Annotated in this window: 18 protein-coding genes; 10 read left to right on the top strand and 8 right to left on the bottom strand. The window is 64.1% G+C overall.

The window, feature by feature from the left end:
- Window positions 1–26: 26 nt before the first annotated feature.
- Window positions 27–1,769 (top strand): adenylate/guanylate cyclase domain-containing protein, encoded by a 1,743-nt coding sequence (locus tag RA24_RS12990; protein ID WP_039192049.1) that lies wholly within the window; start codon window positions 27–29, stop codon window positions 1,767–1,769.
- Between the two features lie 57 nt (window positions 1,770–1,826).
- Here RA24_RS12990 and RA24_RS12985 read toward each other — a convergent pair whose 3' ends face one another.
- Window positions 1,827–3,413: a 2-isopropylmalate synthase gene (locus tag RA24_RS12985; protein WP_039192046.1), complete on the bottom strand. Its 1,587-nt coding sequence runs from the start codon at window positions 3,411–3,413 to the stop codon at window positions 1,827–1,829.
- Between the two features lie 502 nt (window positions 3,414–3,915).
- Between RA24_RS12985 and RA24_RS12980 the strand changes: the two genes are divergently transcribed.
- Window positions 3,916–4,350, top strand: a complete 435-nt coding sequence (locus RA24_RS12980; RefSeq protein ID WP_019297729.1) for a universal stress protein — start codon at window positions 3,916–3,918, stop codon at window positions 4,348–4,350.
- Between the two features lie 21 nt (window positions 4,351–4,371).
- Complete coding sequence (locus tag RA24_RS12975) at window positions 4,372–5,916, top strand: alanine/glycine:cation symporter family protein (protein ID WP_019297730.1); 1,545 nt, start codon at window positions 4,372–4,374, stop codon at window positions 5,914–5,916.
- Between the two features lie 74 nt (window positions 5,917–5,990).
- On the opposite strand, the gene pdxR is transcribed toward RA24_RS12975, so the two are convergent.
- Entirely contained in the window at window positions 5,991–7,367 is a 1,377-nt protein-coding gene (gene pdxR / locus RA24_RS12970; RefSeq protein WP_039147276.1) for a MocR-like pyridoxine biosynthesis transcription factor PdxR, read from the bottom strand.
- A gap of 95 nt (window positions 7,368–7,462) precedes the next feature.
- Here pdxR and RA24_RS12965 point away from each other — a divergent pair, with 95 nt between their 5' ends.
- Entirely contained in the window at window positions 7,463–8,128 is a 666-nt protein-coding gene (locus RA24_RS12965) for a pyridoxamine 5'-phosphate oxidase family protein (protein WP_039147273.1), read from the top strand.
- A gap of 56 nt (window positions 8,129–8,184) precedes the next feature.
- Here RA24_RS12965 and RA24_RS12960 read toward each other — a convergent pair whose 3' ends face one another.
- Window positions 8,185–9,621, bottom strand: coding sequence for an MORN repeat-containing protein (locus RA24_RS12960; RefSeq protein WP_039192044.1), 1,437 nt, complete (start codon window positions 9,619–9,621; stop codon window positions 8,185–8,187).
- A 182-nt stretch (window positions 9,622–9,803) separates the two neighbouring features.
- Here RA24_RS12960 and RA24_RS12955 point away from each other — a divergent pair, with 182 nt between their 5' ends.
- The 4 genes from RA24_RS12955 to gltX all read left to right on the top strand — a co-directional run bounded on the left by RA24_RS12955 (window position 9,804) and on the right by gltX (window position 14,924).
- Window positions 9,804–11,462, top strand: coding sequence for an NAD+ synthase (locus tag RA24_RS12955; RefSeq protein ID WP_039192041.1), 1,659 nt, complete (start codon window positions 9,804–9,806; stop codon window positions 11,460–11,462).
- 179 nt (window positions 11,463–11,641) lie between these two features.
- Window positions 11,642–12,973 carry an NAD(P)/FAD-dependent oxidoreductase gene (locus RA24_RS12950; RefSeq protein WP_039192470.1) on the top strand — a complete coding sequence of 444 codons (1,332 nt, stop codon included), beginning with the start codon at window positions 11,642–11,644 and terminating at the stop codon, window positions 12,971–12,973.
- Window positions 12,974–13,048: 75 nt separating this feature from the next.
- Complete coding sequence (locus tag RA24_RS12945; protein WP_039192038.1) at window positions 13,049–13,477, top strand: DUF1801 domain-containing protein; 429 nt, start codon at window positions 13,049–13,051, stop codon at window positions 13,475–13,477.
- Window positions 13,478–13,598: 121 nt separating this feature from the next.
- Complete coding sequence (gene gltX / locus RA24_RS12940) at window positions 13,599–14,924, top strand: glutamate--tRNA ligase (RefSeq protein ID WP_039192035.1); 1,326 nt, start codon at window positions 13,599–13,601, stop codon at window positions 14,922–14,924.
- Between the two features lie 81 nt (window positions 14,925–15,005).
- Here the strand turns inward: gltX and RA24_RS12935 are convergent, their stop codons facing one another.
- Complete coding sequence (locus RA24_RS12935) at window positions 15,006–16,199, bottom strand: DUF2254 domain-containing protein (protein ID WP_039192032.1); 1,194 nt, start codon at window positions 16,197–16,199, stop codon at window positions 15,006–15,008.
- Window positions 16,196–16,768, bottom strand: a complete 573-nt coding sequence (locus RA24_RS12930; RefSeq protein WP_039192029.1) for a gamma-glutamylcyclotransferase family protein — start codon at window positions 16,766–16,768, stop codon at window positions 16,196–16,198. Before RA24_RS12930 ends, RA24_RS12935 begins: the two co-directional genes overlap by 4 nt.
- Before the next feature lie 100 nt (window positions 16,769–16,868).
- On the opposite strand from RA24_RS12930, the gene RA24_RS12925 reads away from it, so the two are divergent.
- Window positions 16,869–17,318 (top strand): RrF2 family transcriptional regulator, encoded by a 450-nt coding sequence (locus tag RA24_RS12925; RefSeq protein WP_019297740.1) that lies wholly within the window; start codon window positions 16,869–16,871, stop codon window positions 17,316–17,318.
- Window positions 17,319–17,342: 24 nt separating this feature from the next.
- Here RA24_RS12925 and RA24_RS12920 read toward each other — a convergent pair whose 3' ends face one another.
- Entirely contained in the window at window positions 17,343–19,868 is a 2,526-nt protein-coding gene (locus RA24_RS12920; protein WP_039192027.1) for an ABC transporter permease, read from the bottom strand.
- Window positions 19,865–20,569, bottom strand: coding sequence for an ABC transporter ATP-binding protein (locus RA24_RS12915; RefSeq protein WP_039192024.1), 705 nt, complete (start codon window positions 20,567–20,569; stop codon window positions 19,865–19,867). The genes RA24_RS12920 and RA24_RS12915 overlap by 4 nt, the downstream gene beginning before the upstream one ends.
- Before the next feature lie 48 nt (window positions 20,570–20,617).
- Here RA24_RS12915 and RA24_RS12910 point away from each other — a divergent pair, with 48 nt between their 5' ends.
- Entirely contained in the window at window positions 20,618–21,259 is a 642-nt protein-coding gene (locus RA24_RS12910) for an arylesterase (RefSeq protein WP_039192021.1), read from the top strand.
- Window positions 21,260–21,311: 52 nt separating this feature from the next.
- Here the strand turns inward: RA24_RS12910 and RA24_RS12905 are convergent, their stop codons facing one another.
- Window positions 21,312–21,521 (bottom strand): cold-shock protein, encoded by a 210-nt coding sequence (locus RA24_RS12905; protein WP_008557431.1) that lies wholly within the window; start codon window positions 21,519–21,521, stop codon window positions 21,312–21,314.
- Window positions 21,522–21,605: the final 84 nt, after the last annotated feature.

Here is a 21,605-nt window from a genome sequence, read left to right as displayed (position 1 = left end):
ACGCTTTCCGGCAGGGAGGGCGCTACATGGAACGCAGGCTGGCCGCCGTGCTGGCGGCGGATATGGTTGGCTACAGCCGTCTGATGGACGTGGACGAACAGGGCACGCTGGCCCGCCTTCGCACCCACCGGATCGAACTCATTGACCCTGCGATCTCCAAAAACCGCGGCTCCATCATCAAGACCACCGGCGACGGGATGCTGGTCGAGTTTCCCAGCGTCTGCGACGCAGTGGCCTGCGCCGCTGAGGTGCAGGACAGGATGCGCCGCCGCAACGCCGATGTGGCGCCCGACAAACGTATCCAGTTCCGGATTGGTGTGAACCTTGGCGATATCATCTTTGACGAGGGCGATATCTACGGCGGCGGCGTCAACGTGGCGGCCCGGCTGGAGCAATTTGCCGGCACCGGCGACGTCTGCATCTCGGCCGCGGTTTTCGATCAGGTCCGTCGCATGGATGACTTGCAGTTTGAGGACCTGGGACCGCAACAGCTCAAGAATATCGCAGAGCCGGTGCAGGTCTACAGGCTGCTCTTGGAAGGAGACGCCGCCGACGCGCCGGAACAGGACAGCAGCGCGGCTGAACCGGTTGCCGTGGTCAAACCCTCCATCGCGGTGCTGCCCTTTGCCAATATGAGCGGCGATCCGGAGCAGGAGTTCTTTGCCGACGGCCTGACGGAGGACATCCTGACCGAGCTCAGCCGCCGCCACGAGCTGTTCGTGATCTCCCGCAACTCGACATTTGTCTACAAGGGGCAGGCAGTGAACATCCGCGAAGTGGCAGAGAAGCTTGGCGCCCGCTACATCGTCGAAGGCAGCGTGCGTAAAGGCGGCAACCGTGTCCGGATCACGGTACAGCTGATCGACAGCTGCAATGATTCCCACATCTGGGCAGAGAAATACGACCGGACCCTGGATGATATCTTTGAGATTCAGGACGAGGTGACATCGGCGATTGTCGCCACCCTGCCGGGCCGGATCGAAGCGGCGCAGCAGGATGAGGTCTCGCGCAAGAAACCCGCCAGCCTGGCGGCTTATGAATGCGTGCTGGCGGCCAAGGTGCTGCATCACCGCAGCACGGCTGAAGACAATGCAGAGGCGATGAAGCTGATCGACCGCGCGGTGGAGCTGGACCCGGAGTTTGCCCATGCCCACGCCTGGCGCGGTTGCATCCGCGGCCAGGCCTGGGGGTATGGCTGGTGCGATGATGTTGAGGGGATGCTGCAACTGGCGCTGGAGTCGATCCAGAAAGCCGCCTCGATGGATGACAATGATGCGGATGTGCACCGGCTGATGGCGGCGGTGTCCATCCTGCAAGAGAACCTCGATCAGGCGCAGTACCATCAGGAACGCGCTTTGTCCCTGAACCCTAATTATGATCTGGTTGTGGTGCAGATGGGCGAGCTCTTGACCTGGCAGGGACGGCCGGAGGAGGGCGCGGAATGGATCGAAAAGGCGATGCGCCTCAACCCGCATTTCCCGGTCCGTTTCTGGAGCCACCTCGGCAAGGCGCATTTCACTGCCCGCCTGTACCAAGAGGCGCTGACAGATTTCAAACGCCTGCCATCAATGGATGCGGTGCAGACCGCGCTGGTGGCGGCATGCCACAGCTGGCTGGGCGACGAGGCACAGGCACAGGACTGCGTGGCGCAAATCCGGGTGATGCAGCCGGACGCCACGGCAGAGGCTTTGCTGGCCGGGCTGCACTACGGCCGCAGCGAAGACAAAGAGCATTTCGCTGAAGGGCTGCGCAAGGCCGGGCTGGAGTAAGTTGTAACGAAAAAGGGCGCCGCAACGGGCGCCCTTTCTCTTTCAATTGAGCCTGGCTCAGGCGAGATCCTTGTAGGAAATCTCCTTGGTGTCGGCACCTTCGCCGACCCGGCCGCGGCGCACGATCAGGCGGTTCAGCGCGTTCACATAGGCCTTGGCCGAGGCCACAACCGTATCGGTGTTGGCGCTTTCGCCGGTGGCGATGTTGCCGTCTTCTTCCAGCCGCACGGACACGGTTGCCTGGGCGTCGGTGCCTTCAGTGACTGCATGCACCTGATAAAGCTGCAGGCGGGCGGTGTTCGGATAGATCTTGCGGATCGCCTTGAAGGTTGCATCCACCGGGCCGTCGCCCTCGGCGGTCTCTGTTACGTCCTTGCCGTCGATCTCCATCTCGACGGTGGATTCCGCCGGGCCGCCGGTGCCGCAGACCACCTTCATCGACACAATCTTGAGGTGGTCGTTCTCCGCGTCGGTGCCGATGCGCATCAGTGCGATGAGATCGTCGTCGAACACTTCCTTCTTGCGGTCGGCCAGCTCCTTGAAGCGGACAAAGACATCCTTCAGCTGGTTGTCGCCCACGTCATAGCCAAGATGCTCCAGCTTGTCGCGCAGCGCGGCGCGGCCGGAGTGTTTGCCCAAGGGCAGGGAGGTTCCGGAAAGGCCGATGTCCTCGGGCCGCATGATCTCGAAGTTCTCGCGGTTCTTCAGCATCCCGTCCTGGTGGATGCCGCTTTCATGGGCAAAGGCGTTCTTGCCGACAATCGCCTTGTTCGGCTGCACCACAAAGCCGGACACGGTCGAAACCCGGCGCGAGACATGCATGATCTTGGTGGTGTCAATGCCGGTCGACCAGGGCATGATGTCATTGCGCGTCTTCAGTGCCATCACAACTTCTTCCAGCGCGGTGTTGCCTGCGCGTTCGCCAAGGCCGTTGATGGTGCATTCGATCTGGCGCGCACCGCCTGCCACCGCTGCCAGCGCGTTGGCGGTCGCCATGCCGAGGTCGTTGTGGCAATGGGTGGCAAAGACCACCTCGTCGGCGCCCGGCACGGTTTCAATCAGGCGCTTAATCAGGTCGGCGCTTTCTGCAGGTGCGGTATAGCCGACGGTGTCGGGGATGTTGATGGTGGTCGCACCCGCCTTGATGGCGATCTCGATCACCCGGCACAGGTAGTCCCACTCGGTCCGGGTCGCATCCATCGGCGACCACTGCACGTTGTCGACCAGATTGCGGGCGTGCGTCACGGTCTCGTGGATCTTGTCCGCCATCTCATCCATCGTCAGGTTCGGGATGGCGCGGTGCAGCGGCGAGGTGCCGATGAAGGTGTGGATGCGCGGCTGCGCGGCCTTGCGCACCGCTTCGGCGCAGCGGTCGATATCCTTGAAATTGGCGCGCGCCAACCCGCAGATCATCGCGTTCTTCGAACGCTCGGCGATCTCGGACACAGCGGCAAAGTCGCCTTCGGAGGCAATCGGGAAACCTGCCTCGATGATGTCCACGCCCATTTCGTCCAGAAGCTCGGCAATCTCCAGCTTCTCGTCATGGGTCATGGTGGCGCCGGGGCTCTGCTCGCCGTCGCGCAGGGTGGTATCGAAAATCAATACACGGGATTTGTCACCGGAAATCGGGGATGCGTTTGTCATGATGGTATCTCTTGTCTCTGTCCTAAGCCCTTAGGGGCATCATAAGCCTTCTATGGCGCGCGTGCGGCAATCCTCTGAGCGGGCGCGCCGGAAGGGCACGCTCAGAGGCGGGCTAGGATCAGTAGGGCGCGCAGAGCGGCACCGCGGGCGGCGGTGGCTGCAATAGTGATATCTGCGCAAATGGTCATGGCAGGGATTTATACAGAGGCGGCGGCGAATGGAAAGGGGGATTCTGTCCGCCGTGATTGCCTGAGTTGCCGTTGCGGCACGGCACCGTTTTGACACCGCCGTATGCCGCTGTATGCGGTAAGTGCAAGACAATATTGAAAAAGGGATATAATATAAGTAAGGACCTGCCGCAGTTTCAATGCGGCAGTTTGTCCGCACTGCGCCTTTTTTTGAGGCGGGAACGGCAATGGGTCTTGCGTCGGCAGGTTTTCCGGCGTTGACACCCCGGATCCGGCGCTCCCGTAGAGGAATGCGCCATCGATAGGAGGAAAAAGTGTCGAATAAAATTGTCCTTGGATATGACGACAGCGAGGCCGCCAAATCGGCGCTTGCTTTTGCCGTCAGCCTTGCCAAAGCGCAAGGGGCAGAGCTGGTGATCGCGCATGTGCTGGAATGGTCGCCCTATTCTTTCCTCACCCCGGAGGAGATCGAGCAGCGCCACAAGCGCCGCGAGGAAGAACTGAAGCGCGCAGAAGACGCCCTGCTGGCACCGGTGCGCAAGAGCCTTGAAGACGACGGTGTCACCGTCTCGACTGAGCTGAAATACGGCCATATCGCGGAAACCCTGATCGACGTGATCAAGAAGAGTGGCGCCAACCACCTGATCATTGGCCGCACTGGCCATTCGGCACTGTCGTCGCGGCTGTTCGGCTCTGTCGCGGGCAGCCTTGCCCAGGCGGCTCCGGTTCCGGTCACCATCGTTCCCTAAAGATAAACTCAGAGGACAGTCATGAGGAAATCAATCAAGGCGGCAGCCCTGTCTGCGCCGCTGCTGCTGGCGGCAACCGCCCCGGCGATGGCACAATCCGTCGATGAGCGCGTCAATGAGCTGTTTGCCAGCTCCACCGGCTGGTTCGTCAACCTGATCTTCAGCCCGTTCCCCGGCACCAGCTTCCCCTGGATCGTGGCCTGGCTGGTGGTCGCGGCCACCGTGTTCACACTGTACTTCGGCCTGATCCAGTTCCGTGCCTTCCCGCACTCGATTTCGCTGGTCAAAGGCGACTACTCCGACCCCAACGACGCGGGTGAGGTCAGCCACTTCCAGGCGCTGGCAACCGCGCTGTCGGGTACCGTCGGCCTCGGCAATATCGCCGGCGTTGCGGTGGCAGTCGGCATCGGCGGCCCCGGTGCAACCTTCTGGATGATCCTGGCCGGCCTGATGGGCATGGCGTCGAAGTTCACCGAATGCACCCTGGGCGTGAAATACCGCAATGAGTTCGAAGACGGCCACGTCTCCGGCGGCCCGATGTACTACATGACCAAGGGCTTTGCCGAACGCGGCCTGCCGATGGGCAAGTTCCTGGCAGTGCTGTTCTCGGTGTTCTGCATCCTCGGCGCCTTTGGTGGCGGCAACATGTTCCAGGCCAACCAGGCGCATGCGCAGATCTCCGGCGTCGTGGGCGACTACCCGGGCTGGATCACCGGCGTCGTGTTCGCTGCGGTGGTGTTTGCCGTGATCGTCGGCGGCCTCAAGTCCATTGCCCGCGTCACCGAAAAGGTCGTGCCGTTCATGGGTGTAATGTATGTTGCAGCCGCGCTGGTCATTCTGGCGATGAACGCGGACAAGATCGGCTGGGCATTCGGTCAGATCTTCGAAGGCGCCTTCACCGGTGCAGGGGTTGCCGGCGGCATGGTTGGCGCGCTGATCCAGGGCTTCAAGCGCGCGGCCTTCTCGAACGAAGCCGGCGTTGGCTCCGCGGCAATCGCGCACTCCGCGGTGAAAACCAAGGAGCCGATCACCGAAGGCTTCGTGTCGCTCTTGGAACCCTTCATCGACACCGTTGTGATCTGCACCATGACTGCGCTGGTGATCATCATCACCGGTCAGCTGATCCAGGATCCGAACACCGGCCTCTACCTGCTGGATGAAGGTGCAAGCACCATCCAGACCGTGGACGGCAACAAGGGCGTGGCGCTGACCTCGGCAGCCTTCTCGTCGGCCTTCGGCTGGTTCCAGTACGTGCTGGCGCTGGCAGTGATCCTGTTTGCCTTCTCCACCATGATCAGCTGGTCCTACTATGGCCTCAAGGCCTGGACCTTCCTGTTCGGCGAAGGTCAGACCACCGAACTGGTGTTCAAGGTGATCTTCTGCATCTTCGTGGTGATCGGCGCAGCCGCAAACCTCGGCCCGGTGATCGACTTCTCCGACGCGGCAATCTTTGCCATGGCGGTTGTCAACATCATCGCGCTCTACTTCCTGATGCCGATCGTCAAGAAAGAGCTGAACAGCTACATGGCGCGCCTGAAGTCGGGTGAGATCAAGAAGTACAGCTGATCGGCTCCGGCCTGATCAACGCTGAATGAGGCAAGCCTCCCCGGCCATCCGGGGAGGCTTTTTTATACTCGATGTTAGCGCCTGCCTTCCACGATCCGGCGCAAGCCGGCGATCTGGCCGGGCAGGTCATCAGCTGGCGACTGGCAGAACCCGATCAGCAAACCCTGAGCTGCGCATTCCGGATCATGCGGCGACAGCGGCCGGACGCCATATCCTGCCTCAGCCGTGCGGCGGCAAATCTCCGTGTCGTTTTGCGACTCCTTCAGATGAAAAGCGATCTGCATCCCGGCATTGTGGCGGTGAAAGTATCCCAGTGACTCCGGCCATTCTGCCAGCGCCTCCGCCGCCGCTGCATAGCGCTCTGCATAAAGCCTGCGGGCGCGGCGGATGTGGCGGTCGTACTGGCCTGACGCCATGAACTCCGCCAGCGGCCGCTGTGCGGTGATGGCAGCGCCTGCGCTCGGGTGGATGAACTGCGCCCTGAACTGCGGCACCAGCGCCGACGGCAGGATCGCATAGCCCAGCCGCAGCGCATGGGAAAATGTCTTGGAGAAGGTGCCCACATAAATGCAGCGCCCCTCCCCATCGAGCGCGGCCATCGCAGGCACCGGCTGGCCGCCATAGCGGAATTCGCTGTCAAAATCATCCTCGATGATCCAGCCATCGCGCGCCTTGGCCGCCTGCAGGAAGGCCTGCCGCTGCGGCACCGGCAGGGTGCCGCCCAGCGGGAACTGATGCGAGGGGGTCAGCAGCGTGACCTTGGCCATCTGCTGCGGCACCTCGGCCCCGCGCGCACCTGTGCGCAGCCAGTGCACCCGCCAGCCGCGGGCCTGCGCAAACCGCTGGGTCGGTGTGAAGCCAGGAGCCTCCAGCGCGATGTCCTCGCCCTCCACCAGAAACTCCATTGTCAGTTCCAGCGCCTCGCGCGCACCGCTGGTGACCAGCACCTGTTCCGCGCTGCATTCGATGCCCCGCCAGCGCGCCGCATAGGCGGCGATTTCCCGGCGCAGCTCCGGGTCGCCAAAGGCATCCTCCTGGTGGCTCAGGCTCATCGGGGCCATCCTTGCCACACGTGAAACACAGCGCGCCCAGGGGCGGGCAGGAAACACGTCAGGATCTGGCGCACCGGGCAGAAGCAGGCCGGGTACAGGCGGCGGAACTGCTGCGGCCGGCTGCGCCGCAGCCTCAGGCGGCCGGATCGGCGCCACGTCGCAGACAAATATCCCGGAGCCCTGGCGTGTTTCGGCAAAGCCCTCGGCCACTAGCTGGTCATAGGCCGTCACCACTGTGGAGCGCGCCACCCCCAGATCCTGCGCCAGTGCCCGTGAGGACGGCAGCCGGGTGCCAAGACCCAGGCTGCCCTCGCTGATCCGGCGGCGCAGCGCGGCGACAATCTGCTGGTACAGCGGTCCGGCTTTGCTGTCAGAAATCATGCCGGAGAGGTCAATCATGCTGGACTGTTCTTTTTGTCAGAAAGTGGAGGTTAAGTTCAATCCAGTTTGCGCGTAGCTGTCACGGGACACAACAAGAAATATGAGGTCAGCCGATGCGCCAGCCCGAACAAGAAGCCGCCCTGAAAACAGACCGCAGCCGCCTGCGCCGCGCCCATGAACGCGGGCTCTATGACCGCGACAGCCTGTATCAGGTGCTCGACGCCATGCCGCTGGCCCACATAGGATATCAGATCGGCGGCTCAACTTCGGTGCTGCCGACCCTGCAATGGCGTGAGGGCGATCACGTCTACTGGCACGGCTCCGCCGCCAGCCGGGCGATCCGGGCAATGGCGGGTTCGGAGGTCTGCCTGACCGTCACCTGCATGGACGGCTACGTGCTGGCGCGTTCCGCCTTTCACCACTCTGTCAACTTCCGCTCTGCGATGCTGTTCGGGGTGGCAGAGCAAGTCACGGACGAGGACGCCAAGGCCGCCAGCCTCAAGACGATGGTGGATCACATCTTCCCCGGCCGCTGGGAGACCCTGCGCCCGATGACCACGCAGGAACTGAAGGCAACAGCGCTGCTGCGGATGCCGATCGAGGAAGGCGCGGCCAAGATCCGCTCCGGCCCGCCCAAGGACGATGAAGAGGATTACGCACTGCCAATCTGGGCCGGCGTGGTGCCGATGGCGATGGAACTGAAGCCGCCGCTGCCGGACCCGGCCAACCTGGAGGGCGTCGCAATGCCCGACCACCTGAGCCGCATCCGCATCGGCTAAAACAAAAAGGCGCGCCATCCCAGCGCGCCATTTTACAGTCTGAAGTCCCTTTCGGCTTACTCGGTCTGCCCTGCTTCGGTCTGGCCCGTGTCCACGGACCCCTGGCTGACCAGTGCACCGTTTTCCCAGGTGCCGTCCGCCTGCTGGCCGCTGGCGTATTTCATCGTGCCCGGCCCCTGCCGCTTGCCATTGACGAAACTGCCTTCGTACACATCGCCATTGGCATAGGTCGCCACGCCCTGGCCGTAGATCTTGCCTTCCTGCCATTCGCCCTCATAGGTGAAGCCGTCGGGCATCACGATCTTGCCCTGCCCGTGGCGCTGGCTGCTGGCAAATGCGCCGGTATAGACCGAGCCGTCCGCATAGGTCACCGTTGCCTCGCCATGGCGCTGCCCGTCCTGCCAGCCGCCCTCGTAGCGGTAGCCGTCGGCATAGGTCATCACCCCCTGGCCGTGGTTCTTGGCGTTCTTGAAGCCGCCGGTATAGGTGATGCCGCTGGGGTAGGTGGCGGTGCCTTCGCCCTCAATCACCCCGGCCACCCAGTCGCCCTCGTAGGTGGAGCCGTCAGGATAGGTAATCTTGCCCTTGCCCTCCGCCAGATCATCGCGGAAATCGCCTTCGTAGACCGAGCCGTCTGGGTAGACCGCTTTGCCCTTGCCCTCGATCTGGCCTTTCACCCATGCGCCTTCATAGGTGTAGCCGTCCTTTTCGGTAAAGGAGCCAGTGCCATGACGCAGGTCATCGTGGAAATCGCCAGCATAGACGTCACCATTGGCATAGGTCTGCTTGCCAGTGCCATGGCGGCGGCCCTTCTGCAGTTCACCCTCGTAGATATCGCCATTGGCCTGCATCAGCTTGCCGGTGCCATGCATCTGGCTGGCCTGCCACTCGCCCTCATAAATCAGCCCGTCGGAGGTCTCCAGCTTGCCCTGGCCCTGCAACTGTCCGTCGGTCACCGCCCCCTCGTAAACGGTGCCTTCAGCATAGGTGATCTTCGCCAGGCCCTGCTGGCGGCCCTCCACCCAGTCACCGTCATAGGTATAGCCGTCAGGCGACGTCATCACGCCCTTGCCGTGCCGCTTGCCATCGGCAAAGCTGCCCTGATAGCGCACGCCGCTGGCATAGACAGAGGTGCCGTCACCATGGATCTGCCCGTCCTGCCAGCCACCTTCATAGGTGCTGCCGTCGGCGCGGGTCAGCTTGCCCAGCCCGTGCGGCTTGCCTTGCGCGAATTCGCCTTCATAGACCGAACCGTCCGGGAAACGCGCCACGCCCTGGCCGCGCACTTCGCCGTCGACCCATTCGCCGGTGTACTCATAGCCATTGGGCAGCTTGTAGGTGCCGGTGCCATGCTGCAGCCCGCCCTTGAAAGTGCCTTCATAGACACCGCCGATCTCGTCCTGGGTGGTGATAACCTCGCCTTCCTGCGCCAGCGCAGGCGCGGCCAGTGCCAGGAGGGTGGAAAGCGCGAATGCGGTGCCGAAACGGGTCATTGAAAACCTCTGCCTGCCCAGGAATTACGGTGCTGCTGCCATATTGGGTTGCTCGCCCGGAAACTAAGCTACCGCAACACGGGCCGCAATGTCTTTTCCCTGGCCTGCCCCCCTTGCCCTTTTCCTTGGCCGTCAATCTGATAAATGGCTGGGAGAGGTATTTCACAAAGGGCCCAAGCAGCATGGCAGACCGTTTCCGCGTGACACTGGCGCAGCTGAACCCCACCGTCGGTGACCTGGCAGGCAACGCCGCCAAGGCCCGTGCCGCCTGGGAGGAGGGCCGCAAGGCCGGCGCCGATCTTGTGGCGCTGCCGGAAATGTTCATCACCGGCTACAACACACAGGACCTGGTGATGAAGCCGGCCTTCCACACCGCCGCCATCGCCGAGGTAGAGAAACTGGCGATTGACTGCGCAGACGGCCCCGCGCTGGCTATCGGCAGCCCCTGGATCGAGGGTGCTAAACTCTATAATGCCTACCTTGTCCTGAAAGACGGCAAGATCGCCTCGCGCAGCCTCAAGCACCACCTGCCCAATGAAACCGTGTTTGACGAGGTGCGGATTTTTGATGCCGGCCCGCTGGGCGGTCCCTATGCCGTTGGCAATACCCGCATCGGCTCCCCCATTTGCGAGGACGGCTGGCACGAGGATGTCGCGGAAACCCTGGCTGAGACCGGCGCAGAGTTCCTGCTGATCCCCAACGGCTCGCCCTATTTCCGCGACAAGATGGAAGTGCGCTTCAACCACATGGTGGCGCGCTCTGTCGAAACCCATCTGCCGGTGATCTATCTGAACATGGTTGGCGGCCAGGACGATCAGGTCTTTGACGGCGGCTCTTTCGTGCTGAACCCGGGCGGTGCGCTGGCGCTGCAGATGCCGGTGTTTGATGAGGCCTATGCCCATCTCGACCTGGAACGCACCGAGGACGGCTGGCGCGCGGTCGAGGGCGAAAAGGCGCATCTGCCCGACGCATGGGAGCAGGACTACCGGGTGATGGTGGAGTCCTTGCGCGACTACATGGGCAAAACCGGCTTTAATAAGGCTCTGCTGGGCCTGTCCGGCGGCGTCGACTCGGCCATCGTCGCGGCTATCGCCGTGGATGCGCTTGGCGCCGAAAATGTCCGCTGTGTGATGCTGCCGTCGGAATACACCAGCCGGGACTCCCTCGACGATGCAGAGGCCGTCGCCAAGGCACTGGGCGTCCGCTACGACTACGTGCCGATCTCCGAAGGCCGGGCCGCCATCACCAACACCCTGGCGCCTCTGTTCGAGGGCATGGAGCCCGGCCTGACAGAGGAGAACATCCAGTCCCGTCTGCGCGGCCTGCTGCTGATGGCGATGTCCAACAAGTTTGGCGAAATGCTGCTGACCACCGGCAACAAGTCGGAGGTCGCAGTCGGCTATGCCACCATCTACGGCGACATGAACGGCGGCTACAACCCGATCAAGGATCTGTACAAGACCCGCGTGTTCGAAACCTGCCGCTGGCGCAACGCCAACCACCGTCCCTGGATGAGGGGCCCGGCTGGCGAGGTGATCCGCCCCAATGTGATCGACAAGCCGCCCAGTGCCGAGCTGCGCGAAGACCAGAAGGACAGCGACAGCCTGCCGGACTACCCGGTGCTGGATGCAATCCTTGATATTCTGGTGGATCAGGATGGCTCAATTGCAGATTGTGTTGAAGCGGGCTATGACCGGGATACAGCCAAGCGGGTGGAGCATCTGATTTATATCAGCGAATACAAGCGCTTCCAATCGGCTCCCGGTGCCCGCCTGACCCGGCGCGCGTTCTGGCTGGACCGCCGCTATCCGATCGTGAACCGCTGGCGCGACCCCTCTTGAAGGCCGCGCTAACCCGTTGACTCCGCAGGTTAATCCGCGTCTCTTTAGTCGCGGTTTAGGGTTTTTCGTTGCCGGTAACGTTCTGATATGCGGCGGAAAAATCACAATGGCCGAATGCGGCGCAACCTGTGTCGCATGCACGCTGGACCGGCGGCAATGCTGCGGGCATAGATGCCCGCATGCCCGGACCGAAGCTGCCCCATTTCCAATCCGATCTGGCCTTGCCCAAGGCCGTTGACGCCGTGGTGATCGGCGGCGGCATCATTGGTGCCAGCACCGCGCTGGAGCTGGCCGAACGCGGCCACTCGGTGCTGCTCTGCGAAAAGGGCCAGATCGCAGGGGAGCAAAGCTCGCGCAACTGGGGGTGGGTGCGCATCGCTTGCCGCGACCCGCGGGAAATCCCTCTGATGGCAGAATCCCTGCGCCTGTGGGACGGATTGGCAGAACGCACCGGGCATGAGACCGGCTTCACCCGATCCGGTATCCTCTACACGGCTGAGACCGCCAAGCGCGAGGCGCAGCTGGAGCGCTGGCTGCGCAACCTCGACAGCTGGGGCCAGGGCGCGCGCATGGTCCGCGGCGAACAGCTGGCCCAGCTGATGCCAGGACACCAGACCAAGGCGCAGTCAGCGCTGCACACGCCCATGGACGGCCGCGCCGAGCCGCAGCTGGCAACCCACGCAATCGCCTCCGCCGCCCGTGCTGCCGGGGCGAAAGTGATGACCGATTGCGCCGTGCGCAGTGTTGAAACTTCTGCGGGCCGCATCAGCGGGGTGATGACCGAACGCGGCCGGGTGGCCTGTTCCGCCGTTGTCACCGCAGGCGGCGCCTGGTCACGGCTGTTTCTGGGCAACGCGGGTGTGGACCTGCCGCAGCTCAAGGTGCTGAACTCGGTTCTGCGCACCTCGCCGGTGCCGGGAGGTCCGGAAACAGCGGTGCGCAGCGGCAATCTCGGCCTGCGCAAGCGGGCGGACGGAGGCTACACGGTCTCTGATGCGATGGAAAATGTGGTGGACATCGTTCCTGACAGTTTCCGCCTTGGCTGGAAATACCTGCCCAGCCTGCGCCAGGAATGGCGGGCCCTGCAATTCCGTGTCTCCGGCCGCTGGGCCGAGGAAGCTGCCCAAGCGCACCGATGGGATCCGCAAGACATTACCCCTTTTGAACAGTGCCGCGTTCTAGATCCGGCACCCTCTCAGAAAGCACTCCGCAGCGGCTGGGCCGCAGCGCAAAAGGCATTCCCGGTGCTGCAGGGCGCCGATGTGGTGCAAAGCTGGGCCGGGCTGATGGATGTGACACCGGATGCAATCCCGGTCCTCTCGCAGGTCGACAGCTTGCCGGGGCTGTTCATTGCCACCGGCTTTTCCGGCCACGGTTTTGGTATCGGCCCCGCTGCCGGACGGCTGGCCGCTGATCTGGTGACCGGCAGCACCCCGGTGGTGGACCCGCACGCCTTCCGCCTGTCGCGCTTCACCGACGGCGGCGGCTACGGCCCTCAAACTGGCTACTGATCCCTCCGCCAGCCAAACGTCCGGCACTTCCAGACTGCTCCCGTTGTGCTATCATCTCAGCAGGAGGGCTGGCGGATGAGCCGGAACAAGACAGCCCTGACGGGCGCAAGCGTCATAGAGTTTCTGCAAGCGGTGGAGCCGGAGCGAAAATCGGTCGAGGCGCAGGAACTGGACCGTCTGTTCCGCAAGGCGACAGGCTATCAGCCGCAGATGTGGGGACCGTCTATCGTCGGTTACGGCAGATACCACTACCGCTACGCAACGGGCCGCGAAGGCGAGTTCCTGGCCACCGGATTTGCCCCGCGCCGGGCGCGCCATTCGATCTACATCATGCCGGGCTACCAGGACTACAGTGCCATCCTGGCCCGATTGGGCAAGCACCGCCTCGGCAAAAGCTGCCTCTATGTGAACAAGCTCGCCGACATTGATCTGGACGTGCTGGGCGAGCTGATCCGCGCGGGCCTCAAAGACCTCAATGCAATCTGGCCTGTTCAGCCTGAATAACCTCGCTTCATCTTTCCAAAAATACTCGCACCGCAGGCCCGCGCCAAAGGCGCGTTAACCCTCGCGAAACTGGACAAACCGCGGCCCATGTGACAAGGGGCAGGGCAACAGGAGACTCGTGATGACCACCACCCGTTTTGCCCCGTCGCCGACCGGCTATATCCACGTCGGCAACCTGCGCACCGCGCTGATGAACTATCTGATCGCCCGCAAGGCCGGCGGCACTTTCATTCTGCGCATCGACGACACCGACCCGGAGCGGTCCAAGGAAGAATACGTCGATGCAATCAAGCAGGACCTGGAATGGCTGGGCCTGACCTGGGACAAGGTCGAACGCCAGTCCGAGCGCCTTGACCGCTATGTGGCGGCCGCCGACAAGCTGCGGGAGATCGGCCGCTTCTACGAGGCGTTTGAGACCCCGACTGAACTGGACCTGAAGCGCAAGAAGCAGCTGAACATGGGCAAGCCGCCGGTCTATGACCGCGCCGCGCTGAACCTGTCCGACGACGAGAAAGCTGCCCTGCGGGCTGAGCGCGGCGACGGCGTCTGGCGCTTCAAGCTGGACCATCAGCGCATTGAGTGGACCGACGGCATCCTGGGCGACATCTCCATCGACGCGGCCTCGGTCTCCGACCCGGTGCTGATCCGCGGCGACGGCCAGTTCCTCTACACCTTGGCCTCCGTGGTGGATGACACCGAGATGGGCGTGACCCATGTGGTGCGCGGCTCCGACCACGTCACCAACACCGCCACCCAGATCCAGATCATCGAGGCGCTGGGCGGTTCTGTCCCCTCCTTCGCCCACCACTCGCTGCTGACCGGCCCGCAGGGCGAGGCGCTGTCCAAGCGTCTGGGCACCCTGGCGCTGCGCGACCTGCGCGAGGCCGGCGTGCAGCCGATGGCGCTCCTCAGCCTGATGGCGCGCCTGGGTTCCTCCGACCCGGTTGAACTGCGCTCGGAACTGGCAGAGCTGATCGACGGCTTCGACATCAACCGCTTTGGTGCCGCGCCGACCAAGTTCGATGTCGAGGATCTCTATCCGCTGACCGCCCGCCACCTGCAGTCGCTGCCGCTGGAAGCCGTGCAAAGCCACGTGGACGCGCTGGGCGTCCCGGCGGAGAAACAGGCCGCCTTCTGGGATATGGCCAAGGAAAACATCACCACGCTCCAGGATCTTGCGGGCTGGTGGGAGCTGTGCCGCGACGGTGCCGAGCCGCTGGTGGCGGATGAAGACAAAGAGTTCATCGCTGAGGCGATGGCGCTGCTGCCCGAAGGCCCCTACGACAGCGAAAGCTGGGGCAAGTGGACCGCCGCGGTGAAGGAAGCGACTGGCCGCAAGGGCAAGGGCCTGTTCATGCCGCTGCGCAAAGCCGTCACCGGCATGGAGCGCGGTCCCGACATGTCCGCCCTGCTGGCGCTGATGGAAACCGTGCGCGCCCGCGGCTGACACCTGAGACATACTGGTGTAACAAGGGCGGTGCCTGATGGCGCCGCCTTTTTCTGTCCAGAAGGGCTGGGTGCGGGCGGTTCAGCCCCAGCGGCCGTCCGTTACCTCCCGGCACATCTCCCTGGCCGCCTTGGCCATGTCCGGGTTCGGATGGCCGCCTAGCGCATCCAGCGACTTCTCCATCCAGCGCATCACCGAAGGCGAGTCGCTGCCGCAGCGGGCAATCGGCGGAAAGGCGCAGTGCAGCAGATGCTTGGCTGTGACCGGCGGGATGCTCACATTCGGATAGGTCGCTTCGCGTGTCCCGCTGGTCTCATCCGCCGGCATATTCTCCCACAGCAGCCGCTCCAGCCGCCCCATCACCTCCACCGCGGTGCCGGGGTCGTTGACACCGGGCGACAGCGCCCGCTGCGCGGTCTCCGCCAGCAGCGTGAGGCCAAAGGACGGGTCCTGGTCGAAACTGCGCACATCACCGATGTCGATCGCCGCAGAGGCCGCCTTGCAGAAATCATTGTCCCCCGCCGTGGCCCAGGCCACCGGCTGGCCGCGCAGGATGTATTCCCCTGGCGCCCGCGCCAAGGTGATCTGGGTGCCGGCCTCCTCTGCCAGCTCATTCAGCCGCGACAGTCCCGCATAGCGGACAAAGCCGCTTTTAGCAGCGGGGATATCAACGGCGTCCTCGGGCTTGGCCTCTTCCCGCGCGCACAGGCCGCCGAGGCAGGGCTTGTCCATCCGCGCCTTCAGGCTGGCGCGGGTGCGGCTCTCGATCAGCCGCAGAGTGTGGTCCATGCTGCCCAGGCTCGACAAATGGTCGATCCAGCGCAGGATGGCGCCGACGATCAGCACCACCACGATGACGGTCAGGCCAAACACCACCAGCGCGCCTTCCGGGGTGAAATAGCCGGCCCGGAACAGGATCACCGCGCTCAGCGAATAGATGAAGCCGCTGACAAAGGTCGCCAGCACCCGGTGGGTGACAGTGTCCTCCAGCAGCAGCCGGTAGACCCGCGGCGTCGCCATTGACGCGGCTGTGCGATACGCGCTGACCATGACGTTCAGCGAGAACGTGGTGACCGCCAGCATGCCAGACGCCAGGATCGTCAGAACCGGCAGCACTGCCTCGCGCCCGAAATCTCCGCTCAGGTTGTCCGGCAGCCAGGGTTTCGCCAGCGGCGCCAGCAGCAGCGCCAGCACGGAGATTATGGAAATAAGAACAACCCTGAACCAGAGCTGCCGCGCAATCCGGCCCAGGTGCAATAATAGCTTTTCGATCATGCCTTCCAGACTATGCGGCGGGCGCCGGTGCTGTCGATCAGATCGTCAAAGATTTTGCGCTCCGCTGCGGCGATGCTCTGATGGCGCGGATACCGCGGTGCTGCACGGTCATCCAGAATTGGCGCATCCCAGCCGTCGGTGGTGTCCACGAAGCCCTTCAGGCCGTCATCACCAAATACCCGCAGGTAGCCCTGCAGCACCACATCCAGATAGCTCAGCAGGATCGGGTGCTGCTCGCTGACGCCGTTCTGCTTGTCGGCAGCGACCGCATAGACAGAGATATCCGGCGCGCCCGCCAGCCCGTGCTGCACGCGGTCCGAGGCCGGCAGCCGCTCATAGGCAAACTCCCGTTCGTCCAGCGCCGCCCAGTCGGCACCCGGCACCTCGGCAATCAACCCGTCGATTTCACTGTTCTCGCAGGGCACCGCCGACAGAAACGCCACCTCGCGCAGGGAGGTGTGAACCCAGGCCCGCCGCCAGCCCTTCAGGCGGGCAGGCTGGGCACCGCCGTAGCTGTGTGTCGCCGTATTCACCAGGCTGCCGTAGCCAAAGAAGTAAGGAGCCGTCATCTGTGCACCCTTCCGCCGCATTTCCGCTTATTGATGTATGTCAAACCGCTTTTTGGCGGCTTGTGCAATAAGCTATGCAATCTAGCTTCGGGAGCACCCCATGCGCATTACCAAAAGGACCAACATTGCCGTGCGGCTGCTGATGTACTGCGCCGCGCATGAAGACCGCCTGGTGACCAAGGCCGAGATTGCAGAGTGCTGTAATATCTCGGAAAACCACCTGGCGCAGGTGATCAACCAGCTGAGCCAGCTGGGCTATCTTGCCACCCAGCGCGGCCGCAACGGCGGTATGAACCTGGGTAAGAACGCCGCAGAGATCCGAATCGGCGATGTGTTCCGCGATGTGGAAGGCAACCTGCCGATGGTGGAATGCTTTGCAGATGCGGACAACACCTGCCCGCTGGCCTCGGCCTGCCGCCTCAAGGTGGCGCTGGCGGATGCAGCCCAGGCTTTCTACACCTCGCTGGACGATATCTCGCTGGAATCTCTGGTTTGCGACAACCACGACCTGATGCGGATCCTGCAGCCGGTGTCCTGCGGCGCCCGCTAAGGCAGGCCGCCGCAGTTCTGCTTCTTACTCGCGGGCGCGCAGGATGCGGGCCGGCTTGGCCGCAAGCGGCCGCAGCGCAAAGGCAAGCCCGGCCAGCAGCGTTGTCAGAACCCCGCCGGAAATCACCATCAGCGCATTGGGCCAGATCACCGCATAGCTGGTCTCGAACACATAGGCGTTGATGGCCCAGGCTCCGGCAATACCCGCCGCCAAGGCAACCAGCCCCGCCGCCGCGCCCAGCAGGGCAGAGCGCAGCGCAAAGCTTGCCAGGATCTGCTTGCGCGGCGCGCCCAGGGTTTTCAGCAGCGCTGCCTCATAGCGCCGCGCAGGCTCCCCCGCAGCCGCGGTGCCCAGCAGCACCAGGAACCCGGTCAGCAGCGTCGCCGCCGCGCCATAGGCGGTGGCCGCCGCCAGCTGCCGCAGGATGTCTGACACCCGGTCGATGGCATCGCGCATCCGGATTGCGGTGATATTCGGCATCTCCCGCGCCAGATCGCGCAGGATCGCAGCCTCGGCCTGCTCCTCTGCATAGACGGTGGCGATGAAACTGTGCGGCGCACCGGCCAGAGCAGCCTCGTTCAGGACCATCACAAACCCCATCCCCGCGGTAGAGAAATCCACGTTGCGGAAACTGGTGATTGTGCCGGTGATGTCGCGGCCCAGGATGTTCAGCGTCAGCGTGTCCCCCAGCTTGAGGCCCAGTTCCTCCGCCTCCTCGGCGGCAAAGCTGATCTGCGGCTCACCGGAGTAATCCTCCGGCCACCACGCGCCGGCAGTAACCTCAGTCGCCTCCGGCTGGGCGGCGGCATAGGTGATGCCGCGGTCGCCGCGCACCACCCAGTGATCGCCCGCAACCTCCGTCGCGGGCTGCCCGTTGATCCGGGTCAGCACCCCGCGCAGCATCGGCGCGTTTTCCACCCGGGTGACGGAGGGATCGTTCTCCACCCGCTCCAGGAACGCGGGCATCTGGCTGCGCTGGATATCGACAAAGAAATAGCTCGGCGCCACGTCCGGCAGGTTGCCCGCAATGGCGCGGCGCATGTTGCCGTCGATCTGGCCGATGGCAGCCAGCACCGTCAGGCCCAGACCCAGCGCCAGAACCGCAGGCACGGCACCATCTCGCGCGCTGCCAATGGACGAGAGCGCCCACCGCAGGGCAGGGCGCCCGCGCGACGCCCCGGTGCCGCGGCGGGCCATAAACCCGATCCCTAGCGCTGCAACCAGCAGCACCATCAGCGCCCCCATCAGCCCGCCTGCGGTCCACAGCGTCAGCTGCGCCGAGCCGCTGAACCACGCCGCCAGCCCCACCAGCGCCGCCAGCGCCACCCCGGTTGCCAGCAGGTAGCGCGGCGCAGGCAGCCGTGTGCGGCTGGCAAAGGCATCCCGGAACAGCGAGGCCGCACGGATGCGTTCCGCCCGCGCCAGTGGCCATAGGGCAAAGATAAAGGCGGTCAGCACTCCGTAAATCGCAGCCTCCGCCAGCGCGGACGGGTAGAGCGAAAACACCGCCGGGAACGGCAGCTGCGCCGCGATCAGCGGCCCCAGCAGGACCGGGCCAAGCCCGCCCAGTACCAGGCCGATGCCCACGCCCACCAATGTCAGCGCGCCGATCTGCAGGAAGTAGGTCAGAAAAATTGTCTGCCGCTCCGCCCCCAGCGTGCGCAGGGTTGCGATGGTTGCGGTCTTGGTCGCCAGGTAGGCGCGCACGGCAGCGGACACGCCAACCCCGCCCACTGCCAGGCCGGACAGGCCGACCAGCACCAGGAATCCGCCCAGCCGCTCGACAAAGGCGGTGATCCCCGGCGCGCCGTTCCGTGCATCGCGCCAGCGCATGCCGGTGCTTTCAAACAGTCCCTCGGCTTCGGCCTGCAGGGCGTTCAGGTTGCTGCCCGCGGGCAGCTCCATCCGGTACTTGGTGTCAAAAATGGTGCCGGGTTCCAGCAGGCCGGAGTCACCCAGGTCTGCTGTCCGCACCATCGTGCGCGGCCCAAGTTCAAAGCCTGAGGCCGCGGCATCCGGCTCCAGCGCGATCATCGCCATCAGCCGGAAATCCTGTGTTCCAAGCCGGAAAGTATCCCCCGGCTGCAGCCCCAAACGGTCGGCCAGCACCCGGTCCATTACCCCGCCGGGCAACCCGTCCGCGCCCGCCAGCGCCTCTTCCAGCGGCATCTCAGGCGCCAGCTGCATCTCGCCTTTCAGGGGATACAACCCATCCACCGCCTTCACCTGGGTCAGCCCGCGCTCCTCTCCCACTGTCGCCATGGAACGGAACTCGGCAATTTCGGAATGGCGCCGCGCGGTCCGGTCCAGCCAGGCGCGCTCTTCTTCAGTGGCAAACCGGTAGGTGAAATTCAGTTCGGCATCGCCGCCCAGGATGGTTGCGCCCTCGCGCTCCAGCCCGGTTTCAATGGAGGCACGGATGGAGCCGATGGCGGCAATCACCCCGACCCCCAGCGCCAGGCAAGCCAGGAAGATGCGAAACCCTTTCAGGCCGCCGCGCAGCTCCCGCAGGGCAAAACGCCAGGCGAGGCGGAACGCCGCAGCATTCATTCTGCAGCCTCGCGCGCCGCGGCGTCATCCACCCGTCCGTCGCGCAGCCGCACCACCCGGTCGCAACGTGATGCCAGCTCCGGCGCGTGGGTGACCATCACCAGTGTCGCGCCATAGCGGTCGCGCAAACCGAACAAGAGGTCCATCACCGCGGCGCCATTGGCCTCATCCAGATTTCCGGTCGGTTCATCCGCCAGCAGGATCGCAGGCCGCGGTGCCAAGGCGCGCGCCAGCGCCACCCGCTGCTGCTCGCCGCCCGACATCTGCGCCGGGAAGTGGCCTGCCCGATGGCCAAGGCCCACGGCTTCCAATTCGGCCTGCGCGCGGGGGAAGGCATCCTTGACGCCTGCCAGCTCCAAAGGCGTCGCCACGTTTTCCAGCGCCGTCATGGTCGGGATCAGGTGAAAGCTCTGGAACACAACGCCCATGTTGTTGCGCCGGAACCGGGCCAGCGCGTCCTCGTCCATCGCGGTCAGGTCCTGGCCCAGGGCATTTACAGTTCCGCCGGTCGCCTGCTCCAGCCCGCCCATCAGCATCAGCAGCGAAGACTTGCCCGAACCCGACGGCCCCACCAGCCCCAGCGTCTCCCCCTGCCGCACGTCCAGCGAGATGCCGTGCAAAATCTCTACCGGGCCGGTATTGCTATTCAGGGTCAAACTCGCATCTAAAAGATGCAGAACGGGGCTGTTTTGATCGGTCATCGGGTCTGCCTGTTGGATGCACCTAACCGATATGGAGTATTTGCCGCGATGCGCAAGACATTGGCACTGCTGAGTTTGCTGCTTTTTACCGGTGCTGCCTGGGCAGAGCCGCTGCGGATCACCGCGCTCGGCGACAGCCTGGTGCAGGGCTACGGGCTGCCGCAGGGCCAGGGGCTGGTGCCGCAATTGGAGCGCTGGCTGAACGGCAACGGCGCCGAGGTCACGCTGCAAAACGCAGGCGTTTCCGGCGACACCACCGCCGGCGGGGCAGAGCGTGCGGAGTGGACCCTGTCAGACAACCCCGACGGGCTGATCGTGCTTCTGGGCGGCAACGACATGCTGCGCGGGCTGGACCCGCAGGAGGCGCGCGGCAACCTGACGCGCATCCTGCAAACTGCGCAGGACAAGGGGATCGCGGTCCTGCTGATCGGCATGAAGGCGCCGCGCAACTACGGCCCGGAGTACAAGCAGGATTTCGATGCGATCTATCCGGAGCTCGCGGCAGAGTACGGCGCGGTACTGCACCCGGATGCCTTTGCCGGCATCGCCGCTGAAGCGGGCAATGATCCCGCCGCTGCACAAGGCTTCATGCAGGACGACGGCATACACCCCAACGCCCGCGGCGTTGCGTTGAATGCGGCCGCTATCGGCCCGGCTGCCCTGCAGCTGGTAGCTGCCATAGGCCATTGAAAACAGCCCCGGCCATCAGGGCTGTTTGAAACTCTCGGTGCAGATCAGAGGATCAGGAGACCAGCGCGATATCCACTGCGGATTCGCGGCCGTCGCGGCCTGCGCGCAGCTCATAGGTCACTTTCTGATTGTCTGCGAGCCCGGTCAGGCCGGAACGCTCAACTGCGGAAATATGGACAAAAATGTCCTTGCCGCCATCTTCGGGTGCAATAAAGCCGTAGCCTTTGGTGGTGTTGAACCATTTGACGGTGCCAGTGGCCATCGTCGTCTTCTCCTAAGTCGTCTCAGTTCTCTGCCCGCTTATGCGGCAGTCCGGCAAGGTTTGCAGATGATCATGACCGTGCCG

This window comes from Leisingera sp. ANG-M6 (assembly GCF_000813905.1).
Taxonomy (GTDB): Bacteria; Pseudomonadota; Alphaproteobacteria; order Rhodobacterales; family Rhodobacteraceae; genus Leisingera.
The sequence above is the reverse complement of the archived record's forward strand: the minus strand, read 5'-3'. Positions and strand labels throughout refer to the sequence as shown.